Consider the following 17,529-nt stretch of genomic DNA (forward strand, 5'->3'; position numbering starts at 1 on the left):
GCCCTTCACGTACCTCGCCCAGGCGTTGCCCCTCGGCGATCAGTCCGAAGATCTCCTGGGACCAACGGTGGATGGCCTCGGACAGCTCTTGTGACGCCTGTGGATCGTGCTTGATCGAGTACATCAGGTCGAGGAGCTCGGCGTTGGCCGTGGCGAAGTCCACGTAGGCGTGGAGCGCGGAGTGCATCCCTCGGTGCCAGTCGTCAGACGGTGCTGCGCTGGAACTGCTGGTTGGTGCCGGTCCCGCAGGTCCACTGGATGAGCCGGGCGCCGTTGGCGGTGGAGGCGTCCTTCACGTCCAGGCACTTGCCGCTGTGCCGGGCCACCACCCGGTAGTAGCCGTTGCCCTGGTCCTGGAACTGCCACTGCTGGTTGGTGCCGGTGCCGCAGCGGTACTGGTTCACGAAGGCACCGTCGGCAGTTGAGGCACCCGCGACGTCCAGGCACTTGCCGCTGTGCTGGGCGAGGACGCGGACGTAGCCGCCACCTGCGTCCTGGAGCCGCCACTGCTGGTTGAGGCCTCCACCGCAGGTGTACTGGAGGGCGATCGCGCTGTCGGAGGCCGAGTTGTCGGAGACGTCGAGGCACTTGCCGCTGTGCCTGGCGACCAGGTTGTCGTACGGGCCGCCGCCCACACCGGTGACCGTGCCGGCGTCGGTGTCGATGGCGACCTGCGGGTACCAGGGCAGGTCCAGGGTGGTGCTGGTGGGGAAGGTCAGGGGGAGCCAGACGTACTGGGAGTCGTTGACCGTGCCACCCATGGAGTTGCCCCAGCGGTCGCCCATGTACAGGTACGAGGTGCCCGAAGTGCCCTGGACGGGCAGGACGAACGTGGTCTGGGAGCCGTAGCCGGTGTCGTCACCGACGTCGGTCATCGCCGTCCACGGGCCGGTGATGCTGCTCGCGGTCGCGTACCTCTGCTGGTTGGGCTTCCAGCCGCTGTTGCCGGAGGTGAGCATGAAGTAGACGCCGTTCCGCTTGAACAGCGCCGGCGCCTCACGGAAGGTGCCGGCCCACGGGTTGGCGGTCAGGCTGTCGTACGCCGTGTAGTCGGCGGTGAGCTTCCAGATCTGCAGGTCGGCGTTGCCGGCCGCGGAGGTGATCTGGTAGGCGGTGCCGTCGTCGTTCTTGAACAGCGTCATGTCGCGGGACGTGGTGCCGGACGGCGGGCGGAAGCTGCCCCGCCAGGTGTAGTCGCCGTCGACGGTGTCGGAGACGGCGACCGCGGCGCGGGCCTGGTTGTAGTCGCTGCCGTTCTCCTTGTGCATCCACATCACGAACTTGCCGGTGGTGCTGTTGAAGATCACCTTCGGTCGTTCGATGTTGGCGACGGCGAGTTCGGGACTGCTGGCCCGGGTCAGGACGTTGCGCCGGAACTCCCAGGTCTTGAGGTCGGTGGACCGGTAGGCGGAGACGGCCTTGAAGGTGTTGTCGGCGTTGCGGTTCTCACCGAACCAGTAGTAGAAGGAGCCGACCTTGACCACTCCACCGCCATGGGCCTGCACTACGGCGCCGGCGGTGTCGGTGAACTGGGTCGCGTTGGACACCGTGACCGGAGCGGCCTGAGCGGGCGATCCGGTCACCAGCAAGGCGAACACGCTCACCGTGGTGGCCAGCATGAGCGTGAGGGTGCGTCTGAGCATGGGTTACCTCAACAACGGTTTCGGAATTGTTGATGTGTGTGCGACTCCGTTGTCGGACGGTAGAGGGGGCGTATGGGTGCGTCAAGGGCCTTAACATCCGATGTTTATAGGGTCAGGCCCTCGCCCGGCTCGACTGTCGACGTGTTGGGCGTTCATTTTTGTCCGCCCTCTGGACAGGGTCGACCTCATGCTTGTTAATACATCCAGTGTCATCCCGGTGCGATGTACGCCTTCGTGCGGCTCCCCACATCCCGCCGATTCTGGGTGACCCATCCGACCTGTTCGTACTCGGGTACCGAGTCACAGCACGGTCCATGCTGTCCTGTGGACAGTCAGGAGAGATCTCCCTTGTCAGAACCGCCCACTCGACGAAGAGTACTGATGGGTATGGCGGCCATGACGGTCGCCGCCGTCGTCACTCCCGCCCTGGCGAGCCCCGCGCACGCCGCCTCCACCCAACCCCTGCCACTCCCGCCGCTGCGCATCCCCAAGCTGGACATGGAGGTCGAGCAGCAGTCGGACGAGAAGGTCCAGTGGCTGCAGGACGCCAAGATCGGCATGTTCATCCACTGGGGTCCCTACTCCGGCCCGGCCAAGGGCGAGTGGTACATGCAGAACGCCGCCATCACGCCGGAGAACTACAAGAAGTACGTCACCGACGCCACCAGCGAGCAGTTCACCGGCAGCGCCTACGACCCGGCCGCCTGGGCCCAGTTGGCGAAGGACATGGGCGCCAAGTACACCGTGCTCACCACCCGCCACCACGACGGCTTCGCACTGTGGCCGTCCACCCACCCGAACGCCTGGCACTCAGGTCAGGCGCCGCTGCAGAAGGACTTCGTCGGCCAGTACGTCACCGCCGTACGCAACGCCGGACTGAAGGTGGGCCTCTACTTCTCGCCGCTGAACTGGCGTTACCCCGGCTACTACGACGTCCGCGGCACCAACTGCCTACCCAACGCCTGGAATTACACCACCGATCCCGCGCACAAGGAGAACGCGCGGATCATGAAGAACGAGGTGTACCAACAGGTCAAGGAGCTGGTCACCCAGTACGGAAAGATCGACGACATCTGGTGGGACGGCGGCTGGCTGGGCCAGCAGGGCTCCGACGCGGACGCCGCCTTCTTCTGGGAGCCCGGCAAGTTCCGCGACCCCGCGAACGAGTGGCCGGTGGATGCCGCCTACGGCGACACCGACCCCGCCACCGGCAAGCCCCTGGGCCTGACCGGCCTGGTCCGCAAGCACCAGCCCGACGCCGTCACCACTCTGCGCGCCGGCTGGATCGGCGACTTCGACAGCGAGGAGGGCCCCTCCGTCCCGAGCGGTGCCATCCGCAACGGCAAGTTGTCGGAGAAGGCCTTCACCATCGGCGGCGCCTGGGGCTACCGGGCCGGCTCGGGCGTGATGAGCTTCGGCAACGCGATGAACATCCTGGTCAACGCCTGGGTGCGCAACATGACTTGCCTGGTCAACATCGGCCCGGACCGCACCGGTGCGGTCCCCAGTGCCCAGCAGACACTCGTTCGGCAGATCGGTTCCTTCCTGACCACGTGCGGGGAGGCCGTGTACGGCACCCGCGGCGGCCCGTGGAACCCGGTCGACGGCAAGTACGGCTTCACGTACAAGGACAAGACCTTCTACGTCCATCTGCTGCCCGGCTACAGCGGCACCTCCTTCACCACCCCGCAGATCGGCGACGCGACAGTCACCCGCGTCTTCGACGTGGCGTCGGGCGCCGACCTGTCGTTCAGCGTGGACGGCGACGGCAAGGTGACCGTCACCGGCATCAACCGCACCCGCATCCCCGAGGACAGCGTCGTCGGTGTCACCCTGGACCGGACGGTGCAGCCGGCCGACGTCGCCATCGGCAGGACCGCCACAGCGAGCAGCGAGGAAAGCTCCAACGGCAACACGGCAGCCAAGGCGGTCGACGGCTCCACCGCGACCCGCTGGTGCGCGGCCAACGGCAACACCGGTCACTGGCTGAAGGTGGACCTGGGGGCGGCCAAGCCGGTCACCGGTGCCCGGATCGCCTGGGAGCTGGACGCCACCAACTACCGGTACAGGATCGAGGGCTCCACCGACAACACCAACTGGACCACCCTGGCCGACCGCACCGCCACCACCAGCACCAGCCAGGTCCAGGTCGCCATGTTCAGCGCCTCGGCCAGGTACGTGCGGGTGACGGTCACTGGCCTGCCCTCCGGGGCCTGGGCGTCCATCCGCAGCCTGGAGATCTACGACCGGCCCTTCACCGCCGACCTGGGCACGTACAGGGTGGTCAACCGCAAGAGCGGCAAGGTGCTGGACGTCAACGCAGCCTCCAGCGCCGACGGCGCGGCCATCATCCAGTGGCCATGGACCGGCGGCACCAACCAGCAATGGAAGCTGCTGGCCAACACGGACGGTTCCTACCGGCTGTCCAACGTCCGCAGCGGCAAGGTCCTGGACAGTCCCGGGGGCTCCGCCGAGGGCGCGGCCCTGGACCAGTGGACCGACACCGGCGCCGGCAACCAACGGTGGCAGCTGGTCCCCGCGACCAGCGGCTACTACCGGCTCGTCAACGTCGGCAACGGCTGGTGTGCTGACGTCAAGGACGCCTCGACCGCGGACGGCGCCGCGGTCATCCAGTGGCACGGCACCGGCGGCACCAACCAGGAATGGCAGGTCATCGCCCTGTAGCCGGACCAGCTGCGCGAGGGCCGGTGCCGCACGGCACCGGCCCTTGGTCCATCCGGCCTTCCGACCATGGCCCTTCACTCGTGGAATCAAGAGCATGACCTCGTCAGCGATAGCGCAGAGGCTGCACCGGATGCTCGGCCACGACGAAGTACGGACCGACAGGCTGTCGCATGGAGCTCCGACGGCGGCGGCTCCATCCGCGTCCCGTCCTCGCTGTGCGGCGCGGTGGGCATCAAACCGTCCGTCGGTCGCGTCCCCACCGCCTCCGACACCGACGGCGACTCCACCGACGGCCCCCTCGCCCGCACCGTTCTGGACGCGGCCATGGCGCTCGAAGCGACCGCCGGCCACCCCGGGAGACCTGACGGGCGTACGCGTCGCCGCCTGCCACGACCTGGGCCAGAAGGTCCTCGACCCCGATGTGCGCAGGCTCTTCGACGAGGGACCCGACGACCTGCGCACCGCGGGCGCCACCGTCGAAAGAACGTCACCGGGCGGCAGGTCTGCGCCGCCTTCCGGCGAGGAAAGACCGACATCCAAAACGCCTTCCGCGCGGCCATGACGGGCGCCGACGTCCTGGTGACCCCGGCCACCCCCGTCCTCGCGCTCCCACACGGCGGCAGTGCTTTCGGGACGATCGGTCCTCGTCGTCCAGGGTGTGCCGGGCGTGGGCGATGTCCTCCGGGTGCGTCCCTGACTGCCCACCCTCACAGCTTGACTGGCTCCCTGCGCACTCGACAGCCTCAGCGGGCAGCTACGAGCGTCCGCAGCGCTGGCGGCTCCCGCGTCGCAGCGGATGGAACCGGGCCGTTCACGCGGGGAAGATCACCGTGCACCGGCTCGACCCGGCCACTCACTTCGGCCCGCAGAGCTATATCAGCCCTACGGCTCAACTGCCCGACGGCCGCAGCCACCTTGCCCGCACCGCCGACACGGTGATCGCGGTCGTCCGCGCCCATCACGGCTCCACCCTCAGGCAAGGCGACCCGCTGCCATGAGGGTCTGTGCGGCGCGCTGCCGACCGGCCACCGTCATCGGGACGTCCGGCAGTATGTTCCTGTGCCCCTCGTCCCCGGAGTCAGTGACCGTGCCGTGGAACCGACGCGGATGCGTCTGGTGGCGGCCGGGGCCGCGGTGGTGACCGTCGGCGCGGGGCTGGGGCTCCGCGCGGTGGCTGCGGGAAGCCTCGCCAAGTACGGCGGAGACGCGCTGTACACCGTCCTGCTTCTCACCCTTGTCGTTGTGGTGGCACCCCGGGTGACTCCCCCGACGGCGGCCGGAAGCGCGCTGGCGATCAGTTGGGGGGTGGAGTTCCTGCAGCTCAGCGAGGTGACGACGGAGCTCTCCCGGCGCAGCGTAGTCAGCCGCCTCGTGCTCGGTTCCACCTTCAACCCACCCGACCTGTTCTGGTACGCGGTCGGTGCGGCAGCGGGGTGGCTGATCCATACCGCGGTGGACTCCGGAGTCCACCGCCGGCCGAACAGGCGGCGCTGGAACTCGCGCCGGTAGTCCTCCAGGGTCCGGTCCGATTGCACGGCGGTGACCTCGGCCGCGTCGTCGTTGTCGTCGTCGAACATCGCGCCCTTCCCGGGGAGTTGCGCGTGACGGCCATGGCGTCGGTGACTGACGTCCGTGAACTGTCGCTGGTGGGGAACGCGGTTCAGTCCTCGCAAGGGAAGCTGCTCACCCCGGGTCCCGCTGTGTTCGTGTGCGGGCGGGCATCGGGGCCGCCGATCCGCAGCCGCCAGGGGTGCGGGCTGTCGGTCTCCACATGGAGCCGGGCACCCTCGCGGCGCAGCCGGAAGCGGGCCGTCTCGCCGGGCCCGTCCGGGCTCGGGACGACGACTGTGCGCTCGGCGCCGTCGGCGAAGGCGTGCACGCGCAGTTCGACGCCCTCGGCCCAGGCGGAGACCGGGCGCTGGTCGTCGGCCGCCAGGGGGATCACGGAGTCCGGGCGGGCCAGCAGCGGCAGGGTGTGGAAGTCGTGCCGTTCCCGCACCCAGCGCGGGCCGGTGACGACGGCGCCGGTGAGGATGTTGGTCCAGGTGCCCTCGGGCACGTAGTACTCGACCGTACCGTCGTCACTGAAGACGGGGGCGACGAGCAGATCGTCGCCCAGCATGTACTGCCGGTCGAGCAGGGCGGCGGTGGGATCGTCGGGGAACTCCAGCAGCATGGCGCGCATCACCGGGACGCCGGTGGTGTGCGCCTGCTGGGCCGCGCGCTGGAGGTAGGGGGCGAGGCGGTGCTTGAGGAGGGTGAACTCGCGGGTGACCTCGACGGCTTCCTCGCCGTAGTCCCACGGCACACGGTAGGACCTGCTGCCGTGCAGACGGCTGTGCGAGGAGAGCAGGCCGAACTGCACCCAGCGCTTGAAGACCGCCGGAGTGGGCGTGCCCTCGAAGCCGCCGATGTCATGGCTCCAGAAGCCGAAGCCGGACAGGCCGAGGGAGAGGCCGCCGCGCAGCGACTCGGCCATGGCGCCGAAGGTGGAGTCGCAGTCGCCGCCCCAGTGCACGGGGTACTGCTGGCCTCCGGCCGTGGCCGAACGGGCGAAGAGCAGCGCCTCCCCCTCGCCGCGTTCGGCGCGCAGCAGCTCGAAGACGGCCTGGTTGTAGAGGTGTACGTAGTAGTTGTGCATCCGCTCCGGGTCGGAGCCGTCGTGCCAGACGACGTCGGTGGGGACGCGCTCGCCGAAGTCGGTCTTGAAGCAGTCCACGCCCTGGTCGAGCAGCGTGCGCAGCTTGCCGGTGTACCAGTCACGGGCGGCCGGGTGGGTGAAGTCCACCAGGGCCATGCCGGCCTGCCACAGGTCCCACTGCCACACACTGCCGTCGGGACGGCGTACGAGGTACCCCTCGCGCATGCCCTCCTCGAACAGCGGGGACTTCTGCGCGATGTACGGGTTGATCCACGCGGAGATCCGCAGTCCCCGCTCCTTCAGCCGGGCCAGCATGCCCTCCGGGTCGGGGAAGGTCTCGGGGTCCCAGTCGAAGTCGCACCACTGGTAGGCACGCATCCAGAAGCAGTCGAAGTGGAAGACACTCAGCGGGATACCGCGCTCCGCCATGCCGTCGATGAAGCCGCTGACGGTGGCCTCGTCGTAGTCGGTGGTGAAGGACGTCGTCAGCCACAGGCCCAGCGCCCAGGCCGGCGGCAGGGCCGGGCGCCCGGTGAGCGCGGTGTAGCGCTCCAGGATCTCCTTCGGGGTGGGGCCGTGGACGACGAAGTACTCCAGCGACTGGTCCTCGACGCTGAACTGGACCTGGCCGACCGACTCCGAACCGACCTCGTAGCTGACCTTGCCGGGGTGGTTGACGAAGACGCCGTAGCCCCGGTCGGTGAGATGGAACGGGATGTTCTTGTAGGCCTGTTCGCTGCTCGTGCCGCCGTCGGCCTGCCAGATGTCCACCGTCTGGCCGTTCTTGACGAACGGTGTGAACCGCTCCCCCAATCCGTACACCGACTCGCCTACGCCGAGCGCAAGTTGCCCGACCATGTGGTGGCGTCCGTCGGCGTCGGTGACGAATCCGCTGCCCCGCTCGCCCGCCGAGGTCAGCACCCTGCCGCCGGCCGTGAACTCCAGTCGCCATGGTCCGGAGGTGTTCACGCGCAGGGTCAGCTCGCCGGAGGTGAGTTCGAGCAGGGAGCCGTCCCGGTGGACCTTCCCCGCGCCCTCCTCGGTACCGGGAAGTGCGAACTCCGGTGCCGGGCGCCCGGATCCGGCGTGGTGGGTGGTGCGCACCCCGATCACGCCTTCGGCCGGGGACCAGCACTCCACGGTCAGCAGGGGGCTGTTGAGGGTGCCCCCGCGGCGGGTGACGTGCTTGACGGGGGCGAAGAGGGTCATCCGGTGCTCGTCGGCACGGACGTCCGTGACCTCGGTGGCGAAGCGCGCGGTGACACCCGGGCGCATCAGCCAGTAGCCGTCCGTGAACTTCATCTCGCGTCCTTCGTGCGGGCGCGGTGCCCGGTGATCAGGTCCCGGAACCAGCGGTAGCTGTCCTTGGGAGTGCGGGTCTGGGTGTCGTAGTCGACGCGGACCAGGCCGAACCGCTGGTCGTAGCCGCGCGCCCACTCGAAGTTGTCCAGCAGCGACCAGACGTAGTGGCCGCGTACGTCCACGCCGGCGGCGATCGCGTCGGCGACCGCCTGGAGGTGGTCGGCGAGGTAGCGGGTCCGGTCGTCGTCGTGGACCTGGCCGTCGGGTGTCAAGGTGTCGGCCTCGGCGGATCCGTTCTCGGTGATCCAGATCGGGGGCAACCGTGGGTAGCGGTCGTGGAGTCGGCGGAGCAGTTCGGTGAACGCCGAAGGTACGACCGGCCAGCCCATGGTGGTGTGCCGGGTGCCGTACGGGTCCGTCTCGGCCACGCCGATGTCGACCGCGGTGCGCTGTTCGGGATCGGCAGCCCGGTGGGGTGCGGCGGTCACGCAGATCGGCCGGTAGTAGTTCAGGCCGACGAAGTCGAGCGGCGTGCCGATCACGGTCAGGTCGTCGGGCCTGCGCCAGGGGCCGTCGGCGAGCCCGGCCCAGGTCTCGGCCTCGTGCTCGGGATAGCGCCCGGCGAACAGCGGTTCGGCCCAGATGTCGTTGTGCAGGGTCTCCGCGCGGCGGAGGGCCGCCAGGTCGTCGGGGTGGTCCGAGGCCGCGTGGACACGGTCCAGGTTGAGGGTGATGCCGACCTCCTCGGCACCTGCCGCGCGCAGGGCGCGTACGGCGAGTCCATGGGCGACGAGCAGGTGATGGGCGGCGGCCAGGGCGCCGCGGCCCTCCCGGGTGCCGGGTGCGTGCCGGCCCTCGGCGTGCCCGACGAAGGCCGTGCAGTAAGGCTCGTTGAGGGTGATCCAGCGCCGCACCCGGTCGCCGTAACGCTCGGCGGCGAGCGCCGCGTAGTCCGCGAAGGCCGCCGCGGTGTCCCGGACCCGCCAGCCGCCATGGTCCTCCAACGCCTGGGGCAGGTCCCAGTGGTAGAGGGTGACGGCGGGGGCGATGCCGGCGGCGAGTAGTTCGTCGATCAGACGGTCGTAGAAGTCCAGGCCCTTGGCGTTGGCCCGGCCGGTGCCCTCGGGCAGTACGCGCGGCCAGGAGATCGAGAAGCGGTAGCTGTCGACACCGAGGTCGCGCAGCAGTGCGATGTCCTCGCGGTAGCGGTGGTAGTGGTCGGCGGCCGTGTCGCCGGTGGCGCCGCCGAGGGTGCGGCCAGGGGTGTGGCTGAAGGTGTCCCAGATGGAGGGGCCGCGGCCGTCCTCGGCGTGGGCGCCCTCGATCTGGTAGGCGGCGGTGGCGGCACCGAAGCGGAACCCCGGGGGCAGCAGCGGGAAGTCGGGGCGGCTCATGCGGTTGCCTCCTCGCCGCGTGAGTCGAACCGGTAGGAGGCGAGGCGGAAGGCTCCGTGCAGGGTCAGCCTCAGGTCGTGGACGGCGTCTTCGACGGGTCCCACGTCGGCGCTCACGCCGGTCCACGTGTAGCGGCTGCCCGTGACCGGTACGGCGATCTCCGCCAGGAGCCGGTCACCGGCCCGGACCTCGAGGCGTGCCTCGCCCGGCCCGGTGTCCTCGCGCGCGACCTCCGCCTCGAAGCGGACGGCGCCGGACAGGTCGACCGAGCGGAACAGCACGGTGGCGGGGCGGGCGGGGTCGGCGGGGGTGACCGCGTCTCCGGCACTACGGGTGGCGTCGACAAGGGTGACGTCCGTGTAGTCGTCGAAGTCGGCGGCCTCCGTGCGCCGGTCGACGACCCGGCGGGGTTCGGGCGCCGGCCCGGTCACCGTCAACGGCGCGGCAAGGACGACGTGTCGGGCGGAGCGGGCGACGAGGACCTCGTGGGCGCCGGGGTCCACGGTGAAGGCTCCGGTGGCCACGTCCCAGTGGGCGAGCTGCTCGGCCTGGAGCCGGAAGGCCACCTCCCGGCGCTCCCCCGCCTCCAGGCGCACCTTGCGGAAACCGGCGAGCTTCAGCCGGGGCGCCTCGTAACGGGCGTCCACGGCACGGACGTAGAGCTGGACCACCTCGCTGCCGGACCGTGTCCCGGTGTTGGACAGCGTCACCGTGACGTCCAGTTCGCCGTCCTGTCCCGTCGTGGGCGTGGACAGCCGCAGGTCGCCGTAGGTGAAGTCGGTGTAGGAGAGACCGTGGCCGAAGGCGTACAGGGGTGCTTCGCGGTGGTACTGGTAGGTCCAGCCGGCCTTGATGACGTCGTAGTCGAGCCGGGGCGGGAGTTCGTCGTCGCCGCGGTACCAGGTCTGGGGCAGCCGCCCCGCCGGGTCGGCCTCGCCGAGCAGTACGGCGGCCAGTGCCCGCCCTGTCTCCTGCCCGCCGTGGGAGGTCCACACCACGGCGGGCAGGTGCTTCTCCGCCCAGTCGAGGGCGTACGGGTAGCTGCTCATGACCACCAGCGCGGTCTCCGGCCGGACCGCGGCGACCTCGCGCAGCAGTGCCTCCTGGGTGGCGGGCAGGGCGATGCCCGTACGGTCCTCGGTCTCGCGGCCGTTGATGAGCGGGTGGTTGCCGAGGACGACGACGGCGACATCCGCCGCCGCGGCGGCGCTGCGGGCCTCGGCGTGGCCGTCCCGCAGCAGTTCACGCTGCCAGCGTTCGGCTTCCTGCGGGGTGTCGGCGATGACGGTGGCCCTGCCGTCGGCGGGGTCGACGACCGCGTAGCGGCCGGTGCGGACGTTGCGCAGGAGCACGGTGTCGGCGTCACCGAGGGGATCGGGCTCCAGCAGGAAACTCTCGTCGATGAACCAGGTCTTGATCACCTCGTGGTCGGCGGCGAGCGAGTCGTCGTCCCTGCGGGTGAGGTAGCGGCCGGTGGCGGCGTCGCGAAGGGTCAGCACCCCGTCGCCCCACTCCGACACGTCGTACGCGGTCCCGCCGAGCGGTTCGCCCGTGGTGCGCGAGCGCAGGGCGATCCGGTCGAGGCCCTCCACGGTGACGACGTCGGGAGCCATCGCGCGCAGCCCGGACGCGATGCCGACCCGGTAGGGCAGGGTGCCGCTGTACCAGTCCTCGTACACGGCGTCGGCGAGCGGGCCGATGACAGCGACGCGCGGTGCGCGGTCCGCCCGGAGCGGCAGCAGGCCGTCGTTCTTGAGCAGCACCACCGACTCGGTCGCGGCGCGCAGGGCCAGCGCGCGGTGTTCGGGGCTGTCGATCACCTCCGGGCCGATACCGGCGTACGGGTCGAGGCCGGCGTCGAACTCGCCGAGCCGGAAGCGGAGTCGCAGCTGGCGTCGTACCGCGCGGTCGATGTCCGCCTCGTCGATCAGGCCGCGCTCCAGGGCTTCACACAACCGCCCTACCGTGATCCCGCTGTCCTCGTTCTGGTCGGTGAAGCTGTCGATCCCGGCTTTCAGCGCCGCGCCGTGCCCCTGGGCGTGGTCGTCGAAGTAGTGCTCCTGTTCGACAAGGTTGGAGGGTGCCTCGGCGTCACTGACGACGAACAGCTCGTGCCCGGTCGGCACGGCCCAGCCGCGCAGTTCCTCCAGGAGCGGACTGACGTGACAGGGGCGGCCGTTGACCAGGTTGTACGCGGCCATCGCGCCCGTCGCCGCACCCGAGGCGATCACCGGGCGGAAGGCGGCCAGGTCGTACTCGCGCAGGACGCGGGGGCGCAGCCCGGAGGAGGTGACGCAGCGGTCGTCCTCGTTGTTGTAGGCGAGGAAGTGCTTGAGCACGCCGGCCGCGCGCAGATACGTCGGATGGTCGCCGGCCAGCCCCTGGCAGTAGGCCGTGCCGAGCCGTGCGGTGTGGACCGGGTCCTCGGAGTAGCCCTCCTCGTTGCGGCCCCAGCGCGGGTCACGCAGCAGGTTCACCACCGGTGCCCACGCCTGCAGGCTGTTGACGCCGATGCCGTTCGCCGTGGGACGGTGGCGGTGGAAGGCACGCAGCTCGACCGAGACCGCCTCGGCCACCTCGCGCACCAGGTCCTCGTCCCAGGTCGCGCCCAACCCGACCGCCTGCGGAAACACCGTCGCCTCGCCGAGCCAGGACACCCCGTGCAGCGCCTCCGTACCCGTACGGAACGCGTCGACGCCCACACGGTCGACGGCCGGCGCGTACTGGTGCAGCAGCGCGATCCGCTCGTCGAGTGTGAGCCGCCCGAGCAGGTCGTCGACCCGCTTGTCGACCGGCAGCTCCGGGTCACGGAACGGCAGGCGGTGGGCGGTGGACAGGTGCGGAGAATCCACGAGGTGAACCCCTAAGCAGGCGGAATGTTGAAGCGCTTCGACGCTGCCATCCCTCCCCGCAGGCTGTCAATGATGGGAGGACGAGGAAGTTTCTCGGCTTGAGCCCTCTTGTTTCGTGAGAAACATGTCATTAACGTCGCCGCCAGGTGAAGCGCTTCGACACCTCTGGGGAGAAGGGCAGCCATGACCGACGAGTCAGAAGGACAACCATGACCGGTGCACCGCGGCTCCTCCGGTGGGGCCACCAGGCTCTGGAGGTCGAGATCGGCGTAGCCCGTCTCACCCGGGCCGGCGTCCCCGGCGAGGCGCCGCCCGAAAAGCGCTCGTGGCCTCCGCTGCCGTTGGTGGAGGTCATGGCCGCCGGTCACGGTCGCGCCTGGTCGGGCGGGCGGCTCATCGACACGTCTCTCGGCGGACGGCTGCGGTACCGCACGCACCAGGAGACCCGCGACGGCGACTGGCACGTACTCGCCGTCGAACTCCACGACCCCGAGACCGGACTCCTCGCGGAGGTGACCTACCGCTCGCCGGACGGCGTGCCCGTACTGCGCGCCGAGGTACTCCTGCGCAACGGCGGTGACACCACCCTGCACCTGGAGTCGGTCTCCTCCCTCGTGGTGGGCTGCCTGGCGGACGGCCCGCGGGCCATCGACGCCGCGGACCTGTTGTGGGCCGAGAACGACTGGGTCGCCGAGTGCCGTTGGCAGCGCGGCCCGATGCGGGTGACCTCGCCGGTCCTCGCCGACCGCGTGGTCTACGACAACGGCAAGGGGGAGTTCACACAGACCGGCCGTGGCGTGTGGTCCAGCTGCGGCAGGCTGCCCATGGGCGGGCTGACCGACCGTCACTCGGGCCGCACCTGGCTGTGGCAGATCGAGCACAACGGCGGCGGCTGGCACTGGGAGTGCGGAGAACGCGACACGCTGGCCTACCTGGCACTGTTCGGCCCGAACGACACGCACCACGGCTGGCGGCATCCCCTGGAGCCGGGCGCGGAGTTCCGCACCGTGCCCGTCGCCCTCGCCTTCACCGACGCGGGCGGTCCCGATGAAGCGTTCGCCGCCCTCACCCGCTACCGCCGCGCCCTGCGCCGCCCGCACCCCGACCATCAGCGGCTGCCCGTGATCTTCAACGACTACATGAACTGTCTGATGGGCGACCCCTCCACGGAGAAACTGCTGCCGCTGGTCGACGCGGCGGCCGAGGCGGGCGCGGAGTACTTCGTCATCGACGCAGGCTGGTACGACGGCGAGGACGGCGGCTGGTGGGACAGCGTCGGCGCCTGGGAACCGGCCGCCTCCCGCTTCCCCGGCGAACGCGGCATCCACGAGGTGCTGGACCGTATCCGCGAGCGCGGCATGGTGCCCGGCCTGTGGCTGGAGCCGGAGGTGATCGGCGTCCGCAGCCCCATGGCCAGGTCCCTGCCGGACGAGGCGTTCTTCCGCCGCGACGGCATCCGCGTCACCGAGACCGGCCGCCACCACCTCGACCTGCGCCACCCCGCCGCCCGCGCCCACCTGGACCAGGTCGTGGACCGTCTGGTCGGCGAGTGGGGCGTCGGCTACCTCAAACTCGACCACAACATCGACCCCGGCTCCGGCACCAGCGCCCACCCCGGAGAGACCCCGGGCGCCGGACTGCTCGGGCACAACCGCGCCCAACTGGACTGGCTCGACAGCGTCCTGGACCGCTACCCGCATCTGGTGATCGAGAACTGCTCCTCCGGGGGCATGCGCTGGGACTACGCGCTGTTGTCCCGGCTGCAACTGCAGTCCACCAGCGACCAGCAGAACCTCCAGCTCTACGCCCCCATCGCGGCCTCCGCACCGACCGCCGTCACCCCCGAACAGGGCGCCGTCTGGGCCTACCCGCTCCCTGAGCACTCGCAGGACGAGGTGGCCTTCACCATGGCCAACGCCCTCCTCGGCCGCATCCACCTGTCCGGCCTGCTCCCGGATCTGCCGCCCGAGTCCCGCGCCCTGGTGCACGAGGCCGTCACCGCGTACAAGGCCGTCCGCGCCGACCTGGCCCAGGCCGTCCCCGTGTGGCCGCTGGGCCTGCCGGCCTGGGACGACCCCTGGCTCGCCCTGGCCCTCCACACCCCGGACACCACCTACCTCACCGTCTGGCGGCGCCCCGGCACGGAGGCCACCGCGACTCTCCCCCTGCCCCATGTCCAAGGCTCGGCGGCCTGCCTCGACGTGCTCTACCCCGCGGCGAGCCAGGCCGTCACCTCCTGGAACCCGGACACCGCCGACCTCACCGTCACACTGCCCTCGGCGCCGTCCGCAGTACTGCTCCGCCTCACCCACCCGGCGCCGTTCACCCCCTGAACCCACCGACTCACCATTTCGCGAAGGGACTTGACCGAGTGTCAGACAAGCAGCAGGCGGCCGGCACCTTCCCCAATCCCGTGATCCCCGGCTTCCACCCCGACCCCAGCATCTGCCGCGTGGGCGACGACTACTACCTCGTGTGCTCCAGCTTCGAGTACTTCCCCGGCATCCCCGTCTTCCACAGCCGCGACCTGTTCCACTGGACGCGGATCGGCAACGCCCTCGACCGCCCGAGCCAGCTCCGGCTCACCACCGACACCCCGTCCTCCGGGGGCATCTACGCCCCCACCCTGCGCCATCACGACGGCCGCTTCTGGCTGATCGTCACCAACGTGACCCAGGGCGGCGGCAACATGCTGTTCACCGCCACCGACCCCGCCGGACCCTGGTCCGACCCGGTCCGCCTGCCCGACGTCCCCGGCATCGACCCGGACCTCGCCTGGGACCGGGACGGCACCTGCTGGTGCACCATCGCCGGAGTCTCACAGGTGCGCATCGACCCGCACACCGGAGAGACCTTCGGTCCACCGCGGAAAGTCTGGTCCGGCGCCCCCGGCGCGAAGGCCCCCGAAGCACCGCACCTCTACCGCATCGGCGACTACTGGTACCTGCTCATCGCCGAAGGCGGCACCGAACGCGGTCACAGCGTGTCCATCGCCCGCAGCCACACACCCACAGGCCCCTTCGAGCCATGCCCGCACAACCCGATCCTCACCCACCGCAGCACCGACCACCCCATCCAGAACACCGGTCACGCAGACCTCGTCCAGGGACCCGACGACTCCTGGTGGATGGTGGTCCTCGGCGTCCGCCCACGCGGCGGAACCCCCGGCTGGCACGCACTGGGCCGCGAAACCTACCTGACCCCCGTCGAATGGGTGGACGACTGGCCCGTCATCGGCGAGGTCCCGTCCGAACTGCCCGCCCCCGCCTGGCCACTCGCCCCCGGACCCACCGACGAGGTCCGCGACGACTTCGAACTCAGCGAACTCCACCCGCGGTGGATCTCCGTCCGCGACCGACCCGCAGAACACTGCACCACCAAGGAACGGCCCAACTGGCTCACCCTGCACGCCCGGGGCGACTCCCTGGACGAGACCGACGTCGTGTTCGTCGGCCGCCGCCAGCAACACCTCACCTGCCAGGCCCGCACCCGCGTCGACCCGGCCGAAGGACGCGGCGGGCTCGCCGTCCGCCTGGACGAAGAGCACCACTACGAGATCGAGGTGTCCGAAGGCGAAGTACGCCTCCTCATCCGTGTCGGACCCCTGCGCACCACCGTGGCATCCCGCTCCGTACCCGCCGGGCCGGTGATCCTCCGCCTCGACGTCTCCGACACCCCTCCCAGCGGCCCCCGCACCGGCCCCGACCTCCTCACCTTCGGCATCGAGGAACCGGACGACACCTTCACCGCACTCGCCACCCTCGACGGCCGCTACCTGACCACCGAAGTCGCCGGCGGCTTCACCGGACGAGTCATCGGCATGTACGCCGCAGCCGGCACCGTCCACTTCGACTGGTTCGACTACCAGCCACTCGCCCCCTGAACGATGTCCGGGTCCTCTTCCGCGGACGCCCCGTTCTGGCCTGCCCCCGGCCCGCTCAGCTCTTGGGTGGGGCCGTGCTCTCCCGGACGGTGAGGGTGGTGGCGATCTCCAGCCCCACCTGGGGCACGTCCTCACCGCGGCCCAGCGCGAGCGCCAGTTCGGTGGCGGCCACCGCCATCTCCAACAGGGGCTGGTGGACCGTGGTCAGCGGCGGGTCCGCCCAGGCCACGGCCGGTACGTCGTCGAAGCCGACCACGCTCAGGTCGTCGGGGATCCTCAGCCCGAGCTTGCGCGCGGCCTGGTAGACGCCGAGCGCCTGCATGTCGTTGGCGGTGAAGACAGCGGTGGGACGGTCGGGCCGGGAGAGCAGATCGTGTGCCGCCGTACAGCCGTCCTCTCGGGTGAGGAGGGTCTTGACCACCAGGTCCGGATCCACCGGCAGCCCGGCCTCGCCGAGAGCGGAGGAGTAGCCGGCGTGGCGAGCGAGGCAGAAGGGATGGTCGGGGCCGGTGATCATGGCGATGCGCCGGTGTCCCAGGCCGATCAGGTGCCGGGTCGCGGCCTGGCCGCCCCTCCAGTTGGTGGCGCCGACGAACGGTACGCCGTCGGGGAGTTCCTCGTTCGGGTCGAAGACGACGAACGGGATGCCCTTGGCCTTCAGTTGCTCGCGCTCCGGCTCCGACAGCTGCGCCACCGACAGCACGCACTGCGGACGCCGCCCCAGCGTGTCGTCGATGGTCCTGGTCGGGTTGTCCTGGAGGCCGAACTCCGACACCAGCACACCGACCTTGTTCCTGCGCGCCGCACGTTCCACACCGCGGATGATCTCCACGGCCCACATGTTCTCCAGCTCGCGGAACACCAACTCCACCAGGTTGCTGCGGTTCTTCGGCGGCTTGCGGTAGCCGTACCGGTGGATCAGTTCCTCGATACGGGCCCGGGTCTCGTCGGACACACCGGTGCGGCCGTTGAGCACCTTCGACACCGTGGGCACCGAGACGCCCGCGGTCTCGGCGATGTAGGCGATGGTCACCGCCGCCGGTCCGTCACCGCGACCGCTCCGCCCGTCCCGGTCCGGCGTCGGAGGTGTTTCTGATCGCTTGTCCGGCACGGTCGCCTTTCCCCAGCC

At 70.3% G+C, this 17,529-nt stretch carries 10 protein-coding genes and 3 pseudogenes; 6 read left to right on the forward strand and 7 right to left on the reverse strand.

What is annotated here, in order from left to right:
• Together STRTUCAR8_RS23090 and STRTUCAR8_RS23095 are read right to left on the reverse strand one after the other, a co-directional pair.
• Nucleotides 1-187: pseudogene (locus STRTUCAR8_RS23090) on the reverse strand (WHG domain-containing protein); the annotation flags it as partial.
• A gap of 16 nt (nucleotides 188-203) precedes the next feature.
• Complete coding sequence (locus STRTUCAR8_RS23095) at nucleotides 204-1,643, reverse strand: RICIN domain-containing protein (protein ID WP_006378391.1); 1,440 nt, start codon at nucleotides 1,641-1,643, stop codon at nucleotides 204-206.
• A gap of 381 nt (nucleotides 1,644-2,024) precedes the next feature.
• Between STRTUCAR8_RS23095 and STRTUCAR8_RS23100 the strand changes: the two genes are divergently transcribed.
• The 4 genes and pseudogenes from STRTUCAR8_RS23100 to STRTUCAR8_RS23105 all read left to right on the forward strand — a co-directional run bounded on the left by STRTUCAR8_RS23100 (nucleotide 2,025) and on the right by STRTUCAR8_RS23105 (nucleotide 5,837).
• Entirely contained in the window at nucleotides 2,025-4,328 is a 2,304-nt protein-coding gene (locus STRTUCAR8_RS23100) for an alpha-L-fucosidase (RefSeq protein WP_234372571.1), read from the forward strand.
• A gap of 66 nt (nucleotides 4,329-4,394) precedes the next feature.
• Nucleotides 4,395-4,667: pseudogene (locus STRTUCAR8_RS49975) on the forward strand (amidase family protein); the annotation flags it as partial.
• A 491-nt stretch (nucleotides 4,668-5,158) separates the two neighbouring features.
• Nucleotides 5,159-5,326, forward strand: coding sequence for a hypothetical protein (locus tag STRTUCAR8_RS49980; protein ID WP_006378393.1), 168 nt, complete (start codon nucleotides 5,159-5,161; stop codon nucleotides 5,324-5,326).
• 109 nt (nucleotides 5,327-5,435) lie between these two features.
• On the forward strand, nucleotides 5,436-5,837 hold the full coding sequence (locus STRTUCAR8_RS23105; protein ID WP_006378397.1) for a ribosomal maturation YjgA family protein: 402 nt from the start codon (nucleotides 5,436-5,438) through the stop codon (nucleotides 5,835-5,837).
• On the opposite strand, the pseudogene STRTUCAR8_RS54375 reads toward STRTUCAR8_RS23105, so the two are convergent.
• From STRTUCAR8_RS54375 to STRTUCAR8_RS23120, 4 genes and pseudogenes are all read right to left on the reverse strand, one after another.
• Nucleotides 5,804-5,890 (reverse strand): annotated as a pseudogene (locus STRTUCAR8_RS54375) (GntR family transcriptional regulator); the annotation flags it as partial. The gene STRTUCAR8_RS23105 and the pseudogene STRTUCAR8_RS54375 overlap by 34 nt on opposite strands.
• Nucleotides 5,891-5,988: 98 nt before the next feature.
• A complete protein-coding gene (yicI, locus tag STRTUCAR8_RS23110; protein ID WP_006378348.1) occupies nucleotides 5,989-8,271 on the reverse strand; it encodes an alpha-xylosidase in 2,283 nt (760 codons plus the stop codon).
• Nucleotides 8,268-9,665 carry a GH1 family beta-glucosidase gene (locus STRTUCAR8_RS23115; RefSeq protein ID WP_006378349.1) on the reverse strand — a complete coding sequence of 466 codons (1,398 nt, stop codon included), beginning with the start codon at nucleotides 9,663-9,665 and terminating at the stop codon, nucleotides 8,268-8,270. Before STRTUCAR8_RS23115 ends, yicI begins: the two co-directional genes overlap by 4 nt.
• The gene (locus STRTUCAR8_RS23120; RefSeq protein ID WP_006378360.1) at nucleotides 9,662-12,517 is read right to left on the reverse strand and encodes a glycoside hydrolase family 3 protein; all 2,856 of its coding nucleotides are present in this window, start codon (nucleotides 12,515-12,517) and stop codon (nucleotides 9,662-9,664) included. The genes STRTUCAR8_RS23115 and STRTUCAR8_RS23120 overlap by 4 nt, the downstream gene beginning before the upstream one ends.
• Nucleotides 12,518-12,726: 209 nt before the next feature.
• On the opposite strand from STRTUCAR8_RS23120, the gene STRTUCAR8_RS23125 reads away from it, so the two are divergent.
• Entirely contained in the window at nucleotides 12,727-14,850 is a 2,124-nt protein-coding gene (locus STRTUCAR8_RS23125; protein ID WP_006378367.1) for an alpha-galactosidase, read from the forward strand.
• A gap of 38 nt (nucleotides 14,851-14,888) precedes the next feature.
• Entirely contained in the window at nucleotides 14,889-16,400 is a 1,512-nt protein-coding gene (locus STRTUCAR8_RS23130) for a glycoside hydrolase family 43 protein (RefSeq protein ID WP_006378351.1), read from the forward strand.
• Nucleotides 16,401-16,455: 55 nt separating this feature from the next.
• Here STRTUCAR8_RS23130 and STRTUCAR8_RS23135 read toward each other — a convergent pair whose 3' ends face one another.
• The gene (locus STRTUCAR8_RS23135) at nucleotides 16,456-17,433 is read right to left on the reverse strand and encodes a LacI family DNA-binding transcriptional regulator (protein ID WP_100247632.1); all 978 of its coding nucleotides are present in this window, start codon (nucleotides 17,431-17,433) and stop codon (nucleotides 16,456-16,458) included.
• Between the last annotated feature and the right edge of the window lie 96 nt (nucleotides 17,434-17,529).

It is taken from the genome of Streptomyces turgidiscabies Car8 (assembly GCF_000331005.1).
Lineage (GTDB): Bacteria > Actinomycetota > Actinomycetes > Streptomycetales > Streptomycetaceae > Streptomyces > Streptomyces turgidiscabies.

Coding starts and splice junctions, on each gene's coding strand:
- STRTUCAR8_RS23095 (WP_006378391.1), bottom strand. CDS start 1,643: ATGCTCAGACGCACCCTCACGCTCATGCTGGCCACCACGGTGAGCGTG.
- STRTUCAR8_RS23100 (WP_234372571.1), top strand. CDS start 2,025: ATGGGTATGGCGGCCATGACGGTCGCCGCCGTCGTCACTCCCGCCCTG.
- STRTUCAR8_RS23105 (WP_006378397.1), top strand. CDS start 5,436: ATGCGTCTGGTGGCGGCCGGGGCCGCGGTGGTGACCGTCGGCGCGGGG.
- yicI (WP_006378348.1), bottom strand. CDS start 8,271: ATGAAGTTCACGGACGGCTACTGGCTGATGCGCCCGGGTGTCACCGCG.
- STRTUCAR8_RS23115 (WP_006378349.1), bottom strand. CDS start 9,665: ATGAGCCGCCCCGACTTCCCGCTGCTGCCCCCGGGGTTCCGCTTCGGT.
- STRTUCAR8_RS23125 (WP_006378367.1), top strand. CDS start 12,727: ATGACCGGTGCACCGCGGCTCCTCCGGTGGGGCCACCAGGCTCTGGAG.